This window comes from Embleya sp. NPDC050154 (assembly GCF_044460165.1).
Lineage (GTDB): Bacteria > Actinomycetota > Actinomycetes > Streptomycetales > Streptomycetaceae > Embleya.
In genome coordinates this window covers 42,965-57,768 of the sequence record NZ_JBITJP010000020.1, presented here as the reverse complement: position 1 = coordinate 57,768, position 14,804 = coordinate 42,965, and the positions used below count along the sequence as shown (strand labels likewise).

14 protein-coding genes are annotated in these 14,804 nt (G+C 73.1%); 8 read left to right on the top strand and 6 right to left on the bottom strand.

Translation table 11 applies throughout. The annotated features are described in order from the left end of the window. The first annotated feature begins 108 nt into the window (after positions 1-108). Positions 109-1,437, top strand: a complete 1,329-nt coding sequence (locus ACIBSV_RS34355; RefSeq protein WP_395870086.1) for a lipase — start codon at positions 109-111, stop codon at positions 1,435-1,437. 685 nt (positions 1,438-2,122) lie between these two features. Here the strand turns inward: ACIBSV_RS34355 and ACIBSV_RS34350 are convergent. Next, positions 2,123-2,449: a nuclear transport factor 2 family protein gene (locus ACIBSV_RS34350; protein WP_331770504.1), complete on the bottom strand. Its 327-nt coding sequence runs from the start codon at positions 2,447-2,449 to the stop codon at positions 2,123-2,125. Positions 2,450-2,589: 140 nt separating this feature from the next. Here ACIBSV_RS34350 and ACIBSV_RS34345 point away from each other — a divergent pair, with 140 nt between their 5' ends. Next, on the top strand, positions 2,590-2,997 hold the full coding sequence (locus ACIBSV_RS34345; RefSeq protein ID WP_395870084.1) for a glycosyltransferase family 87 protein: 408 nt from the start codon (positions 2,590-2,592) through the stop codon (positions 2,995-2,997). Between the two features lie 209 nt (positions 2,998-3,206). Here ACIBSV_RS34345 and ACIBSV_RS34340 read toward each other — a convergent pair whose 3' ends face one another. Continuing rightward, entirely contained in the window at positions 3,207-3,434 is a 228-nt protein-coding gene (locus tag ACIBSV_RS34340; protein ID WP_395870083.1) for a hypothetical protein, read from the bottom strand. 127 nt (positions 3,435-3,561) lie between these two features. Here ACIBSV_RS34340 and ACIBSV_RS34335 point away from each other — a divergent pair, with 127 nt between their 5' ends. Continuing rightward, positions 3,562-4,158 (top strand): TetR/AcrR family transcriptional regulator, encoded by a 597-nt coding sequence (locus ACIBSV_RS34335; protein WP_395870081.1) that lies wholly within the window; start codon positions 3,562-3,564, stop codon positions 4,156-4,158. A 69-nt stretch (positions 4,159-4,227) separates the two neighbouring features. On the opposite strand, the gene ACIBSV_RS34330 is transcribed toward ACIBSV_RS34335, so the two are convergent. Beyond that, positions 4,228-6,492 (bottom strand): glycoside hydrolase family 3 C-terminal domain-containing protein, encoded by a 2,265-nt coding sequence (locus ACIBSV_RS34330; protein WP_395870080.1) that lies wholly within the window; start codon positions 6,490-6,492, stop codon positions 4,228-4,230. 334 nt (positions 6,493-6,826) lie between these two features. Here ACIBSV_RS34330 and ACIBSV_RS34325 point away from each other — a divergent pair, with 334 nt between their 5' ends. After that, on the top strand, positions 6,827-7,297 hold the full coding sequence (locus ACIBSV_RS34325; RefSeq protein ID WP_395870078.1) for a nuclear transport factor 2 family protein: 471 nt from the start codon (positions 6,827-6,829) through the stop codon (positions 7,295-7,297). 121 nt (positions 7,298-7,418) lie between these two features. Here the strand turns inward: ACIBSV_RS34325 and ACIBSV_RS34320 are convergent, their stop codons facing one another. Continuing rightward, the gene (locus ACIBSV_RS34320; RefSeq protein ID WP_395870076.1) at positions 7,419-8,204 is read right to left on the bottom strand and encodes an SDR family NAD(P)-dependent oxidoreductase; all 786 of its coding nucleotides are present in this window, start codon (positions 8,202-8,204) and stop codon (positions 7,419-7,421) included. 151 nt (positions 8,205-8,355) lie between these two features. On the opposite strand from ACIBSV_RS34320, the gene ACIBSV_RS34315 reads away from it, so the two are divergent. Next, positions 8,356-8,997: a TetR/AcrR family transcriptional regulator gene (locus tag ACIBSV_RS34315; protein WP_395870327.1), complete on the top strand. Its 642-nt coding sequence runs from the start codon at positions 8,356-8,358 to the stop codon at positions 8,995-8,997. Here ACIBSV_RS34315 and ACIBSV_RS34310 read toward each other — a convergent pair. Then, positions 8,974-9,906 (bottom strand): hypothetical protein, encoded by a 933-nt coding sequence (locus tag ACIBSV_RS34310; RefSeq protein ID WP_395870325.1) that lies wholly within the window; start codon positions 9,904-9,906, stop codon positions 8,974-8,976. The genes ACIBSV_RS34315 and ACIBSV_RS34310 overlap by 24 nt on opposite strands. Before the next feature lie 140 nt (positions 9,907-10,046). Here ACIBSV_RS34310 and ACIBSV_RS34305 point away from each other — a divergent pair, with 140 nt between their 5' ends. From ACIBSV_RS34305 to ACIBSV_RS34295, 3 genes are all read left to right on the top strand, one after another. Further along, on the top strand, positions 10,047-10,430 hold the full coding sequence (locus ACIBSV_RS34305) for a MerR family transcriptional regulator (RefSeq protein WP_395870074.1): 384 nt from the start codon (positions 10,047-10,049) through the stop codon (positions 10,428-10,430). A 76-nt stretch (positions 10,431-10,506) separates the two neighbouring features. Continuing rightward, positions 10,507-11,313, top strand: coding sequence for a CmcI family methyltransferase (locus ACIBSV_RS34300; protein WP_395870072.1), 807 nt, complete (start codon positions 10,507-10,509; stop codon positions 11,311-11,313). A 511-nt stretch (positions 11,314-11,824) separates the two neighbouring features. Next, positions 11,825-13,060, top strand: a complete 1,236-nt coding sequence (locus tag ACIBSV_RS34295; protein ID WP_395870070.1) for a sensor histidine kinase — start codon at positions 11,825-11,827, stop codon at positions 13,058-13,060. 224 nt (positions 13,061-13,284) lie between these two features. Here ACIBSV_RS34295 and ACIBSV_RS34290 read toward each other — a convergent pair whose 3' ends face one another. Then, positions 13,285-14,778 carry an amidohydrolase family protein gene (locus tag ACIBSV_RS34290; protein WP_395870068.1) on the bottom strand — a complete coding sequence of 498 codons (1,494 nt, stop codon included), beginning with the start codon at positions 14,776-14,778 and terminating at the stop codon, positions 13,285-13,287. Positions 14,779-14,804 lie beyond the last annotated feature (26 nt).

The window sequence follows — 14,804 nt, the reverse complement described above, 5'->3', positions numbered from 1 at the left end:
CCCGCGCGTCCATCGGGTATGCCCCCGGGTTCGGCCCGGGCGTGCCCGGATCCCGCCCTCCCCGCTGTCCGGATGTTCGCCCGCTCGCCGAATGCCTAGCGTCGAGGCATGGGAAATCGAGGGTTCGACACACCAGGCAGGAACTCCCGTACGGCACCGCGCGCCGGTGCCCCGACCTCCACCGCCGGCTCTGCCACTCGCCGGCTCACGGCGGCGCTCGTCCTGGCCGGCCTGCTCAGCGCGACGGTCACCGCGACCGCGGGGGCCGCAGCGCCTGCCGCGCCCGCCACGCCTGCCGCGTCGCAGGCGGCCGTCGACCGGCTCGGGCGCGGCACGCTCGTGGACTTCGTCGAGTTGCGGACCGTGACCGCCGGGCAGGCCCGGCAGGAACTGCGCGACGACCGCTGGGATCCGGGCACCGTCCGCGACGACGTCACGTTGTACCGGCTGGTCTACCGCACCGTGGACGCGACCGGCCGACCCACCACCGCGACCGGTCTGTTCGCGCTTCCGGCGAGCGCGGATCGACGGCTGCGCGTGGTGTCGTTCACGCACGGCACCGAGTTGTACCGGCGCGACGCGCCGTCCACCGCCGAGGACACGTGGGGCATTGCGCCCGCGCTGACGTTCGCCTCGGCCGGATTCGCCGCCACCATGCCCGACTACCTCGGTCAGGGCGAGGGCCCGGGCCCGCACCCGTGGATGGACATCCCGTCGGAGACCACCGCCTCGCTCGATCTGCTGCGCGCGGCAAGGTCGTTCGCCGACTCGCGCGGACGAAGTCTGGAACGGGAGGTGTACGTCAGCGGGTTTTCCCAGGGCGCCTCCGCCGCACTCGGACTGGCCCGTGCGCTCCGGTCCGGCGCGGACGCGTTCTTCCGGGTCGGCGCGATCGCGCCGATCAGCGGTGCCTACGACTTCCGCCGCGCCGAACTGCCCGCGCTGCTGCGCGGCGACCTGGACGAGAAGGCGAGCGTGATCTACGCGAGCCTGCTACTGGTCTCCTACAACCGCCTGCACCACGTCTACGACCGACCGGCCGACGTCTTCCAGCCGCTGTACGCGGACACCATCGAGGGCCTGTTGGACGGCTCGCACACCCCCACCGAGGTCTTGCGGGGGACCCCGGAGAACATCGACGCCCTGCTCACCGGACCCGGGCGGGCCCTGTTGGAGCGACCCACCGGCGCGTTCGCCGCCGCGCTGCGGGAGACCGACTCGGTGTGCACGAATTGGCGCCCGGGGGTGCCGGTACGGCTGTACGTGGCGGTCGACGACCAGGAGGCCGCACCCGCGAACACGGCGCATTGCCGGGCCGCGTTGCGCGCGGCCGGGGCGGACGTTCGGGTCACCCGCTTCGGCCCCGAGGTGACGCACTCGGACTCCAACCGCCTGGGCACCGCCGCCGTCGTCCGTTGGTTCCGCGAACTGGGTTGACCCGCGCGGACCGTGGTCGACGTCAGGGCCGGGCCGGGGGTGCGGCGGACAGGCTGCCGGCCCGCCGAGCGCGGGGCCGGCGGTGCGCGGTCGGGCGGGTCAGGCGGCGCACTGTACGCCGTCACCGCTCCGGCACACGTCAACCTCGCCGAGTTGCTCGTGCTGCCCACCGTGCGGGCCTGACGACGCGGAGCCCCGGCCGTGGGGCTCGGGCCCGGGGCCGGGCAGAGGGCCGCCCGGGCCTCGAATCCGAATCCGAATTGCGAGTCCTGAATTCCGGAGGCCCCGCGCGGATGAGGAGGGAAGGGGTGCCGGTGCCCCCACGACCGGGGGCCGGGCGGATCCGGCAGCGCGAGCAGCGGCAGGCGGCGCAATGGTGCGGGCTCGCCCGGCAGCCCGAGTCCGTACCAGTGCGCGCTCCGGGCGGCGCCGACGCCGACGGGTGGGCCCGATGAGGAGCATGTGGCACCGGCCCGGAAGTGGAACCGTCGTGTTCCCAGCGGTGCGAAGGCGCATCTCCCCCGGCCGTCGACCTTCGAGCGGTTCGTCGGCTCGGCACTGGAGTCCTTCGAGTCGTGGGATCCGGCGGCGTGGATCGAGCGGTGTCGGGCGGGCCGTTGTGGCCTGTTCCTCGACGCGTGATCGGTCCGCGGGACGGTCCGCGACGGGTGCGGACCCGGTGGGGCTACGCCTGGCCCGTTTCGAAGCGGCTGATGCGGCCGTCGGGGGTCACGGTGAAGCGCCACGCGGTGCGCATCTCGCCCCAGGTGTCGTTGCGGTAGCCCACGATCAGGGCGTGGCCGCCGGCGGACTCGGTCACCACGTCCATGTGGCCGTTGGAGGAGAAGATCTCCCGATCCACCCAGTCGTGCAGGTCGCGGTCCGAACCGTCGTCGGACATCGTCGCGTCGGCGGTGAGGAGCGCGGCGAAGGCGTCCCGGTCGTGCGCGTTGACGGCGGCGACGAAGGCGCCTACGGCCGGGTCGGACAGCTTGCCGGGAGCGATGGCCACGGGGATCTCCTGAACGGGCGGACGAACGGGGGACGAACCGACGAACGGCGCGCGTACGTTCCGCGCGACGTGCACGGTGGGTGCCCTACCAGGGAACAACACGACCGCCCCTCGGACGTCGACCCTCACTCGTTTGCCGCATGGCGGCGTGTCAGAGCGGGTTCGCGCACCCGCCGTCCGGGCCCGGGCCCGCTCCCGGCGACGTCGCTCAGGCCGTGTTCATCGTCTACCTCCTGCGCACCGGACGCCGCCGCGTAGGCGTCACCGCGATCACCACCGCGGGTGCGACGGTGGCGCTGTCGGCACTGGTGCTGCCCGGGGCCGCCCGGCGGTTCCGGACCGACCGGGTCGTCACCCCCGAGCGGGTCGGCCGGGCGGAGAACGCCGCGAACCAGTCGGTGCGCGGGTTGCCCACCCGAGTGACCGGCTTGTTCGATCCCGGGATCGGCGGGACGTTGACCATCGTCATTGTGGGTGTGCTGGGCACGCTCTGCGCCGTGGTCGCCCACCGCTGCCGACGGCTTCGAGCTGTTGCGTTCGTCCTGTGACGTGGCCTTCGGGGTGGCCTTCCTGTGCGTGGCAGCGCGGTTCGGTCCGGAACCGGCGAGGGCCGCGGTACCGGCATCCGCCCTCGGGGTCTCGTGAACTCGCGCATAGAGGTGGGTTGTTCGTCGCCCATCGGCGAGGAGGGCGGGCGCGACGGCGGTTCTCGCGGCTCGCCTCGGCGAGGCGATTTCGTGACCTGCCCGGCCGGCGGTCAGTGGTGCAGGGCGTGCCGCAGGGCGTGGACGAGGGCGTCCGGGTCGATGGTGGGATCCAGGTGCAGTATCGGTACGGCCTGATCGGGGCCGTCGGGGATCGGTCGAGGGCGAGCGGGTAGCCGCTCGCCCTCGGGGGTGGGGGTGGGGTCGAGGAGGTCGAGAATCTCCTCGATCGCGCCGGCGAGTGTGCCCAATGCCTCGTCGAGCGACGTGGATGTGGTCATGACGGATCAACGAGTCCCCGCCGCCGGCCGCAACGGCGTGTGCCGGCACACCATCCGATCGACTGCCTTTGTGTCACTCCCACCGGGCCCGGCGGCCGGGGTGTGGGCGCGGACTAAGGTGGGTGACATGGCGAAACGCGGCCCGTACGAGAAGGGCGAGGCGAAACGGCGGGAGATCCTGCGGGTGGCCCTGGAGGTCTTCGCCGAGGAGGGCTATCGGGGTACGTCGCTGCGCAAGGTCGCGGCGCGGTGCAACCTGAGCCTGCCGGGCCTGATGCACTACTTCGCGTCGAAGGAGGACCTGCTGACGCAGGTGCTCCGTGCCCGCGACGAGGAGAACCGCCGGTTGTGGGAGGACTACGACGGGCCCGATCCGCATCTGGAGATGGTCCGCGCGGGAGCGCGCGCGGCCGGGTTGATCGAGCTCTACGTGTCGATGGCCGCGGCGGGCAGCGATCCCGAGCATCCGGCCCACGCGTTCTTCGCCGAGCGCTATCCACGCTCGCGGGAGTCGGTGCTGGCCGCGATGCGATCGCGCGTCGAGGACGGTTCCATCGACAGTGTGATTCCGCCGGAGCGGCTGGCGGTGCTGCTGATCGCGGTCGCGGACGGCATCCAGTTGCAGTGGCTCAACGACCGCTCGATCGACATGGAGCAGGCGATCAAGGACATCCTGACCCTGGTGGAGCCGGCGCCGGCACCCGCTGCGACGGGCCGCGACTGAGCCGGATTCGGGCCCGGCGGGTGCGGCGTCCTCGTGGCACCGCACCCGCCGGTCGGCTCGGGTCCGACCTCAGCCCGCGGCCTGCGCGACCCGCTCGGCGAGTACCGCCAGTTCGTCGCGGCCGATCAATCCGCCGGCGAAGTCGGCGACCACCTCCAGTGGGACGTTGTGCGCGGCGCGCTGCAACATCGGGTCCTCCGCGAGCCGTGAGGTGAGGTCGGAGCTCGCGCGGGCCAGTCGCTCCAGGAGCAGCGGGCCGCCCACCGGGTGGGCCAGCCACTCGCCCAGCGTGCTGTGCACGTTCAATTCGGCGCCGGCGTCGTCGGCGGTGACGGCCAGGTCGACGGACAGCCGGATGTCGCGAGAGGACGCGGCGGCCTCGATGCGGTAGGTGCCGCCCTCGACCCGCCAGCCGTCGTTGCGCACGCTGTAGTACGCCAGGTCCGCGCGGTCGAACTCGACCAGCACCTCCCGGCTCTCGCCCGGCTCCAGACGCACCGACGCGAAGCCGCGCAGTTCCCGGATCGGCCGCTCCACCGTCGAGCCGGCGGGTGCCGAGGAGTACACCTGCACCACCTCGCGACCGGCGCGGTCGCCGGTGTTGGCGACGGTGACCCTTACGGCGAACCCGGTGTCGTCGGCGGTGGGCGCCACGGTCAGGTCGCGGTAGGCGAAGGTCGTGTAGGACAGGCCGTGGCCGAACGCGAACGCGACCTCGCGGCGGGCCGCGTCGTAGCCCCGGTAGCCGACGAACACGCCCTCGCCGTAGCGCACGTGGCCCTCCGCGCCGGGGAAGGTGAGGAAGCTGGGGGAGTCCTCCAGGCGCAGCGGGATGGTCTCGGCGAGCTTGCCGGAGGGATTGACCGCGCCGAACAACACGCGGGCGAGCGCGCCGCCGCCGGCCTGGCCCAGCAGCCAGCCCTCGACGAGCGCGGGCACCCGCTCGTGCCACGGCGCGGTGCGCACGACGCCGCCGTTGGAGAGCACCACGGCCACCCGGGAGTTGACCGCCAGGATGCGCTCCAGCAGCGCGAGTTGCTCGGCGGGCAGGTCGATGTGGTCGCGGTCGAAGCCCTCGGACTCGTCCTGTTGGGCCAGGCCCAGGAAGAGCACGACGGTGTCGCTCGCGGTGGCGAGGCGGACCGCGCGGTCGGCGGCCCCGACCGGGTCGGCGTCGGGTTCGGGGCCGTCCGCGAGTGGGTAGCCGGGCTCGAAGTCGACCCGGGCGCCGGTGGCGAGTTCGCGGATGTGGTCGAGCGGGACGTCCACCCGGGTGGGTGTCACCTGGGAGCTGCCGCCGCCCTGGAAGCGCGGGGTGCGGGCGAGTTCGCCGATCACCGCGACGCTGCCCGAGGCGGGGTCGAGCGGCAGCAGCGGGCCCTCGTTCCGGAGCAGCACGACGCAGTTGTCGGCGACCTCGCCAGCGAGTCGGTGGTGCTCGTCGTACGGCGCGGTCGAGCCGTCGCCGGCGGGTCGCGCGGCCAGGTGGGCGAAGTGCACGAGCCGCTCGACGGCTTGGTCGAGCACGACCTCGTCGAGCTCGCCGGCGGTGACGGCGGCGACCACCTCGCGGTCGGTGCGCCCGCCGGTCGGCGGCATCTCCAGGTCGAGTCCGGCGCGCAGCGCGGCGACCCGATCGCGCACCGCGCCCCAGTCGGACATCACCAGGCCGTCGAAGCCCCACTCGGTGCGGAGGATGTCGGTGAGCAGCCGAGTGTTCTCGGACAGGGTCACGCCGTTGACGCCGTTGTAGGCGCACATCACCGCCCAGGGCCGAGCGCGGCGGATCACGCGTTCGAACGCGCGCAGGTAGATCTCGCGCAGGGGGCGCTCGTCGATGTCGGCGCTGACCCGCATGCGGTCGGTTTCCTGATTGTTGGCCGCGTAGTGCTTGAGGGTGGCTCCGGTGCCGTGCTCCTGGAGGCCGCGGACCAGGGCGCCGCCGAATTCGGCCGAGTGCGTCGGATCCTCGGAGAAGTACTCGAAGTTGCGCCCGCACAGCGGCGAGCGCTTGATGTTGATGCCGGGGCCGAGGAGGACACCGATGCCGTGCGCGGCCGCCTCGACGGCGAGCGCGGCGCCGACGCGGTGGGCGAGTTCGATGTCCCAACTGCTGCCCAGCGCGACGGCCGGCGGGTAGCACGTCGCGGGGGCGGCCGGGCTCAGGTCGAGTTGACCCGGCTCGCGATCGGGACGTTGCAGGCGTAGCCCGTGCGGGCCGTCGGACATGGTGATCGACGGGATCCCCGCGTGCTCGATCGCCTTGGTGGTCATCTGGCCCAGGCCGCTGGTCAACGCGGCCTTGTCGGTCAGGGTGAGGTCGTGCGCGGCCATGGCGACTCCGATCGGTGGGTCCCGGGGCAGTCCGGGCTACTGCCCGGTTCAAAAACCATATGGTGATTGGTTTTGATGGTCAAGGGTGACCCGTCGTGTGCCGTGACGCGATCACTGGGTCGGATGGCCGACGTTGCGGCCGCGCCCTCGACGACGATCGGACGCCGTCCGGGGTGACCGCGGGATCCGAGCGGGCTGCCGGTCATTCCCTGCCGGGAATTGTCCGGTCCCCGCGAGGGTCGCAAGATTGTTCCCACGGCGCCGCCGAGACCGGCGGGCCGGACATCGTCGACGAGTTCGGGAGAACTCGTCGGAACACACGGGAGACACGACCATGTCGCGGACCACGACGACCATCGAGACCACGACCGGGACCGCCGGGACGACCGGGACCGGCACGTCCGGCGAGACCGCCGGGACCATGACGACCGCTCAGGTCATCGAGCGGTTCAACGAGGCGTTCACCGCGCACGATCCGACGCTCCTGGCCGGTCTGGTCGCCGACGAGTGCGTGATGGTGAGCGTGCAGCCGGCGCCCGAGGGCACGCGGTACGAGGGGCTGGACGCGTGCCTGGGCTTCTGGCAGGAATTGGCCGCCGACACGAACACCGCCTTCCGGCCCCAGGAGGTGTTCGTCTTCGGGGATCGCGCGGTGATCCGCTGGAACGTGTACTTCGGCGGGGGCGAGGTGAACGAGGTGTTCGGCGACGCGCACGCGGGGTCCGCGTGGGTGGCGGGCGTCAATCTGATGCACATCCGCGACGGACGCATCGTCGAGGCGCTGGGCTACAGCAAGTCCCCGTGACTGGGCGGCCTCCGCTCGTCCGGCGGCAGTGGGCCACGCGGGCGGGCCGCGCGGGCGGGCCACACCGGCCACGCGGGTCGCCCGGGGACATGCTCCGGGCGACCCGCGGCGGCGGGCCGGGTCAGGCGTTGGAGCCGGCGTCGACGGTCAGCGCGCTGCCGGTGATGCCGCCGGCACCGGGGCCGGCCAGGAACGCGACCGTCGCGGCGACCTCCTCCGGGTCCAGGAAGCGTCCCAGCGCGCTGAGTTGGCGTTGCGCGTCGGCGTCGGGGCCGACCGCCGGGTTCATGTCGGTGTCGGTCGAGCCCGGGTGCACCACGTTCGCGGTGATCCCGCGCGGCCCCAGCTCGCGGGCCAGGCCCCGGGTCAGGCCGCCCAGCGCGGCCTTGCTCATCGCGTACAGCGCGATGCCAGGGAAGGGCACCCGGTCGGCGAGGCAACTGCCGATGGAGATGATCCGGCCGCCCTCGGGCAGGTGTCGGATCGCGGCCTGGGAGGCGAGGAACGCGGCGCGTACGTGGATGGCCAACGTGCGGTCCAGCTCGTCCAGGGCGACCTGCTCGATCGGGCCGTTCGGGAAGACGCCCGCGTTGTTGACCAGGATGTCCAACCGCCCGAACTCGGCGTGCGCCCGGTCCACGGCCTCGGTCACCGCGTCGGCGTCCGCCACGTCGGCCCGAATCGCCAGGGCCCGCCGGCCGGTCGCCTCGACGGCGGCCACCACCTCCTGGGCCTTCTCCTTGCCGGTCGCGCTCACGTAGGTGAACGCCACGTCCACGCCGTCGTGCGCCAGGCGTCGGGCGATTGCCGCGCCGATTCCCCTGCTGCCACCCGTGATCAGCGCGGCCCTGTTGCCCGCAGTGCCCGCGGTCCCCGTCGCGTCCGTCGTGTTCGTCGGCTCGTGCATGCCCGTCCCCCGGCTCCGTATGGATGTTCTTCCGTGGTTGCCGATTTCTGTGTCGATCGGCACAGAAATAATCACAGGGCCGTCCGGGCAGGTCAAGGCATATATTGAACGAACGACACAGAAATGAATGGGCGAAGGGCGGTGGCCCGGCTTGGCCGGACGCGGACGACCCAGGGGATTCGACCGGGAGGCGGCCCTGGAACGGGCGATGCGGGTGTTCTGGGATCTGGGCTACGAGGCGACGTCGATGACCGACCTGACGTCGGCCATGGGGATCGGTTCGCCCAGCCTGTACGCGGCGTTCGGTTCCAAGGAGGAACTGTTCCGCGAGTCGCTGCGGCTGTACGGCGACACCGAGGGCCGGACGGTGACGCGGGCCCTGGTCGAGGAGCCGACCGCGCGGGCCGCCGTCGCGGCGATGCTGGCCGCCAACGCGCGGGCGTACACCGAGGAGGCCAAGCCGCGCGGCTGCATGATCGTGCTGTGCGCGACGAACTGCTCCGAGGCGAACGCGCCCGTGCGCGAGCACGTGGCCGGCGTGCGCAAGGAAGGCATCGACGACCTGACGCGGAGACTATGCCAGGGCGTGCGCGACGGCGACGTCCCATCCGGCGTCGACGCCGCCACCGTCGCCTCCTTCTATAGCGCGGTGATCCAGGGCATGTCCGTGCAGGCCCGCGACGGCGCGTCGCGCGCGGACCTGGAGCGGCTCGCGGCGTGCGCGATGGCGGCGTGGGACGCGGTCGTCGGCGGCGCGGCGGGCCCGGGTTCAGCCGACGAGGGCACGCCCTAGCTCTCGACCGAGTTCCGGGTAGGTGGGCGCGAGTTCGCGCAGGCCGGCCGCCAGCGCCCGGTCGTTCCCGGCCACGAGCGGATACTGCAACGCCCCGACCGACGCGGCCTGTCGGCCGGCGATCCGCGCCGCCTCGTCCAGACCCAGCCCGGCCAGACACCCGGCCGCGTCGTCGAGCCTGCGCGCGCCGACCCGGACGGCGAACGACGCCAGCAGGGTGCGCACGTGCGGGGCGAGTCCGCGCGCCACCGCCTCGGCCAGCCCGTACAGCGCTTCGGCGCCGCCGAGGGTGCCCGGCGGCACGGGCAGGTCCGGCCGGCCGGCGAGCCACTGTGCGGCGGCGGGCAGCGACCCGCGCAGCGCGTCGGCGACGGCGACCTCGCGGACCCGGACGAACCCCGTGCGCAGCACGAACGGCTCGTCCAGGTAGGCGATCGACGCGCCACGCCACGCGGCGGCGAACTCCCGGGCGGGCAACGTGGCGTACGGGTGCCCCTGCGGGTCGTGCAGGAGCACGGTGTCCGCGTCGGCGGCCAGCACCACCACGTAGTGGTCGCCGCCGTCAGCCACCGGCGTGCCGGGCCGATACGTCAACAGTCCCAGATCCAGCGGCCCGGCCAGGACCGGTCCCCGGGCGCAGGCGGCGCGCAGCCGGTCCAGGGCCTCGTCCGCGGTGCCGCCGCACTCGCGCTCGCAGGTCCAGCCCAGCGCGGTGACCGCGGCGGCCAGTCCCAGCTCCGGATCCCAGCCGAACGGGTCGAAGAACGGCGTTTCGCCGCCGACCAGTTGCACCCCGAAGGGCGACCCGGTGAGGGTCTCGACCACGGCCGGATCCGGCGCGTACGGGCCGAGCATCATGCGCAGACAATGCGTGTAGCAGTACGGCCCGGAGCCGTTGTAGGCGATCATGCGACCCAGCACAGCGCCTGACACGGTGTCAGGGTCAACCGGCCCGCCGGCCCCGCCGCGCACGCGCCGTCGGCGCGAGGCCGCCGCCCGGCTCGAAAAAGTGAGCGCGTTCCGGGGCGGACGGCGGGCAGAATGCGGTCATGACCAGCACCGCGACGAGCTACCTGACCCCGGCCGAGACGGCGGAGCGATCCGGCTTCAGCCTGGACACCCTGCGCTACTACGAGCGCATCGGCCTGCTGGCCGACGTGGGCCGGGCGCCCAGCGGCCACCGCCGCTTCACCGAGGACGACCTGCAATGGCTCGGCATACTGCGCTGCCTGCGCGACACCGGCATGCCGATCGCGGACATGCGCCGTTACGCCGAACTGGCGCGCACCGGCGACCAGGAGTCGCTGGCCGAGCGCATCGGGCTGCTGGAACGGCACGACGACGCGGTCGAGGAACAGATCGCGCTGCTGCGCGCCCAACAGGGACATCTGCGGGCCAAGATCGACTGGTACCGCTCGATCCTGCCGGACTGAGCGGCGCCCGCTCCGGCGACGGCGCGACTTCACGCTTCCGGCTGCCGAAACCGGGGCCGGCCTCTTCAATGGAAGGATGGCGGCCACCCGGAACGACCCGAACAGCGCAGGTCCGCCGCCCGAACCCGTCGAGTCACCGGGACAGGAGCGGATCACCATCACCGATCACATCGAGGGCGGACAACTGCCGCCGACCGTCACCGCCGACCACCGGGCCAGCCTCCTGGAGTACCGGCGGGCGCGCGGGCGCCAACACGTCCGCGATTGGTATGCCGGGCTGCGGATCAAGAAGTTCCCCGAGGACCTGCGTGTGTTCGAGCACGTGTTGTGGGCCTCGCGCGCCCAGGTGGTGGTGGAACTGGGCACACACCTGGGCGGCTCGGCGCTGTGGTTCCGCGACCGGCTGCGCACCCAGGCCGGCTACGGTCGCGTCCCGGACGGGATCCGGGTGATCTCGGTGGACCTGGACCAGGACCGCGTCGCCGCCCTCCTGCACGACGCCGACCCGTCCTTCGCCCGCGAGATCACCCTGGTGGCCGGTGATGTCACCGATCCGAGCGTCGCCGACCGGGTCGCGGACCAGGTCCCACCCGGTGCCCGCTGCCTGGTCGTCGAGGACACGCTGCACGAGTACGCCACGACGACGGCCGCGCTGCGCAACTTCGCCCGACTGGTCCCCGACGGCGGATTCTTCGTCGTCGAGGACGGCATCGTCGACGACCCCGACCTGTGTCCGCCCGGCATGCCGGGCGGTGTGGTGCCCGCGGTCACCGACTGGTTGGCCACCGAGCAGGGCGGCGCGTTCACCACACGCCGCGACCTGGAGTTGTACGGCGTCACCAGCAACCCGCACGGCTGGCTCCAACGCACCGCGCGGGAGTGACCGGCTCGTCGGGTTCCGAGCGAGTGGACGCGGCGGGAATCGCCGACACGGCCCGGGCGGTTCGGTGCCTCGGTGCCTCGGTGCCTCGGTGCCTCGGTGTCGATCCTCGTCCGGGCCCGGCGGGTGGGCGCGACTACCGCGGTGGGTGGAGCGGGCGCCGCGTATACCGCGGAAGTTCCATTCGCTTCTCATCCGGTGAGGGAATGTCCTGGGGCCGCCGGATTCGTAGCGTTGTCGGGGGTCGACGGCACAGGGCGGTCGACGGGGAGACGGAGCCGCGATGGGTGCGGTAGGCGGCGGTGGCACGCGCGCGGGGCGCGGTGTCGGGCCCGGCCAGGGGAGATCCATCGTCGGCTCCGTCGCGCGTCGGTAGAGCGTGCGCGAACGGGTACCGCCGGTGGGCGGCAGAGCCGGAGGCCGGGTGGTCGGGGACCTGCCACGGGGCTCGGCGGGCGCCGCGCCCACGGGTGAATCCGCGCGCACGGTGCGATGGCGCCCGGATCATCGGCTGGTGGACGTGGTGGCGGCGGTGGCGATGGCCGCGGCGGGCTGCGTGGCGGGGCAGCAGTTCCACCCGGACGGGTGGGCGCGCTACGACACCACCGCGTACCTGCTCACCTGCGCGCTGAGCCTGCCGCTCGCGCTGCGCCGGCGAGCCCCGGTGCCGGTGCTGATCGCCTCGGCGTCGATGTACGTGGTGTACCTGGCCGCCGGCTATCAGCCCTCGCTGAACTTCTGGGCGCCGGTGATCGCGCTCGTGACCCTGGCCGGTCAACGACCGCCGCGGGTCGCCGCGGCGGGGGCCGTGCTCGTCGGCGGGGTCGTCGCGTTCAGCGGCACGCAGGGACGGCTGGGGCCGGCGCTGGTACTGGCCCAGGCGGTCCTGGTACCGCTGATCGCGGTGGTGATCGGCGACGCGATGCGCAGACTCGCGCAGCGCAATCGGCAATTGGTCCAGCTCACCGCGCGGCTGGAGCGGGAACAGGAGGAGCGCGCCCGGCGCGCGATCGTGGACGAGCGGGTGCGGATCGCCCGGGAACTGCACGACGTGGTGGCGCACCATATGTCGGTGATCACCGTGCAGGTGGGCCTGGCCTCGTACGTCTTCGACTCCGATCCGCGCGCGGCCCGCGCCGCGCTGGACGTCATCGGCGACGTGGGCCGGGACGCGTTGGACGAGATGCGGCGCCTGTTGGCGCTGCTCCGGGTCGACTTCGACGAGGGCGGCGGGGTCGACGGCGAGCGGACCGGAGACACCGGCGGCGACGGTGCGGCCGGTCCGATGCCGGGGTTGGAGGGACTCGCGGATCTGGCCGAGCGGATGGGCACGGTCGGGGTCGTGGTGGACCTGACCACCGAGGGCGTCGCCAAGCACCTGGCCCCGGGCCTGGAACTGTGCGTCTACCGCATCGTCCAGGAGGCGCTGACCAACGTGGTCAAGCATGCCGGGACCACCCGCGCCGAGGTACGGGTCCGGCATCTCTCGGATCGGCTGAGCGTCAGCATCGCCAACGACGGTCCGCGCCGCGACGCGGTCCGGGCGCGAGTCGGCCCGGGGCCGAGCCCGAGCCCGGGGCCGGTGGCGGAATCGGGTCCGAGCGCGGGTCCCGGCCACGGTCTGATCGGTATGCGCGAGCGGGCCAAGATCCTGGGCGGCACGTTGTCGGCCGGCGAGCGCCCCGAAGGCGGCTTCCGGGTCCACCTCACGCTGCCGCTCACCGCCGGATCGCCGGCGGGTGGCGGCTGACCGCCACCGTCGCGATACGGGGGCACGACCACCGGGCCGTGTGGCGCACGGAAGCCGGTATCCGAACCCTCCTGCCGGGCAGCGCCTGCCCGCCGCCGAAAGGGCGGGGCAGGTGCGCCGGGGCGGTGCGGGGAGGGTGATCGCACGACGGTCCCCCGGTCGTGGGAAAGCCGACGGACCGCGCCCTCGCCGAGGGCGCGGTCCGTCGGGGTGGGCGGGTTCGGTCAGGCGCGTACGGCGGTGCCCGGCAGGGCGTCCAGGCACAGGACGCCGTCCTGGACCACGGGGACGCCGCCGACCAGGACGTGCGCGTACCCGATGGAGGGGCGGGTGCTCTGCTCGTAGGTGGCCTGGTCGGAGACGGTGTCGGGGTCGAAGACGATCAGGTCGGCGTCGCATCCCGCCTGCACCCGGCCCTTGCGGCGCATCACGGGCACGCTGTCCTGGAGGAGCCGCGCGGGCGCGAAGCTGCTGCGCGCGACGGCGTCCATGAGGGTGAGCGCGCCGAGTTCGCGGACGTAGCGGCGCAGTACCTTGGAGAACGTGCCCGCCGTGCGCGGGTGGGTGACCACGTTCGGCGGCAGCGGCCATGCCATCGGGTCGGCCGTTCCGTTCATCCAGGTCAACGGCATCGCGTCGGAGCCGATCACGCTGCCCGGATGCAGCAGCGCCCGGTCCACGAACGCGCGGTCGTTCGGGTCGTTCTCGTCGAGGAAGTGCACGATCGCCAGACCGCCCGGATCCGCCGCCCGCAGTTCGAGCAGCCGCGCGGCGTCGGCCGGACGCTCGCCGGTCGGGGCGTAGACGATGTCGGAGGGTTTGATATTTGCCGTGCCGAGCTTCTCGGGCGCCAGGAAGGACGCGCCGATGGCCGTCATACCGGCGCCGTAGGGGTACGCCTCGGTGGAGACCCGGCCGCCTTCGGCGCACACGTCCTCCATCAGCCGCATCACCCGGTCGGTGTGCCGGAGCGACGTGGACGGGACGTGGCAGTAGTGCGCGTGCACGCCGGTCTCCGCCGCCGCGCGGGCGATCTCCTGCGCGCCGTCGATGGGAGTGTCCTCCTCCACCTCGATCAGTTGCCGGGCGTGCGTGTACGTCGGGCGACCGGCGGAGGCGGCGAGTTGCGACACGGCGAGGTATTCCTCGGGTTTGATCCGAGGCGCGTAGCCGACCACGATCCCGATGCCCAGCGCGCCGGCGGCGAGGTCCCGGCGCAGCAGTTCGAGCAGCGCGTCCAGCTGCCGGCCGTCGCCCTCGAGCTGCCAGGCCGGGTGGCCTAGCTGCGCGAGCGCGACGGCGATGCCGCCACCGTGCGGGAGCCCGCCGACGGCGGTCATCCGGGCCTGGCACCAGGACGCGGAGAAGCCGTAGTTGAGCGGGCGCCCCTCGGCGGCGGCCTGCCGGTAGCCCTCCTCGACCGGCGACAGGCCGGCCTCGAGGTCGAGCGCGGTGGTGACTCCGTCCAGGGCCTGGAGGCGGTGGCCGGCCACATCGTGCGAGTGGCTGTGCATGTCGATGAAGCCCGGCGCGACCACCAGACCGCGCACGTCCACCGTCCGCAGGGCCCGGAGCGGCTCCCGGGAGACGGCGCTGATCATGCCGGCGGTCACTCCCACGTCGGCCACCCCGTCGAGCCCGGTTTCCGGATCGAGGACCCGCCCGCCGCGCAGTACGAAGTCGTGGGTCCCGAACGGCAGCGCGGCTGAATGTGTCATGGGACCACAGACTAGGCAGCCGATGC

Coding starts and splice junctions, on each gene's coding strand:
- ACIBSV_RS34355 (WP_395870086.1), top strand. CDS start 109: ATGGGAAATCGAGGGTTCGACACACCAGGCAGGAACTCCCGTACGGCA.
- ACIBSV_RS34345 (WP_395870084.1), top strand. CDS start 2,590: ATGGCGGCGTGTCAGAGCGGGTTCGCGCACCCGCCGTCCGGGCCCGGG.
- ACIBSV_RS34340 (WP_395870083.1), bottom strand. CDS start 3,434: ATGACCACATCCACGTCGCTCGACGAGGCATTGGGCACACTCGCCGGC.
- ACIBSV_RS34335 (WP_395870081.1), top strand. CDS start 3,562: ATGGCGAAACGCGGCCCGTACGAGAAGGGCGAGGCGAAACGGCGGGAG.
- ACIBSV_RS34330 (WP_395870080.1), bottom strand. CDS start 6,492: ATGGCCGCGCACGACCTCACCCTGACCGACAAGGCCGCGTTGACCAGC.
- ACIBSV_RS34325 (WP_395870078.1), top strand. CDS start 6,827: ATGTCGCGGACCACGACGACCATCGAGACCACGACCGGGACCGCCGGG.
- ACIBSV_RS34320 (WP_395870076.1), bottom strand. CDS start 8,204: ATGCACGAGCCGACGAACACGACGGACGCGACGGGGACCGCGGGCACT.
- ACIBSV_RS34310 (WP_395870325.1), bottom strand. CDS start 9,906: ATGATCGCCTACAACGGCTCCGGGCCGTACTGCTACACGCATTGTCTG.
- ACIBSV_RS34305 (WP_395870074.1), top strand. CDS start 10,047: ATGACCAGCACCGCGACGAGCTACCTGACCCCGGCCGAGACGGCGGAG.
- ACIBSV_RS34300 (WP_395870072.1), top strand. CDS start 10,507: ATGGCGGCCACCCGGAACGACCCGAACAGCGCAGGTCCGCCGCCCGAA.
- ACIBSV_RS34290 (WP_395870068.1), bottom strand. CDS start 14,778: ATGACACATTCAGCCGCGCTGCCGTTCGGGACCCACGACTTCGTACTG.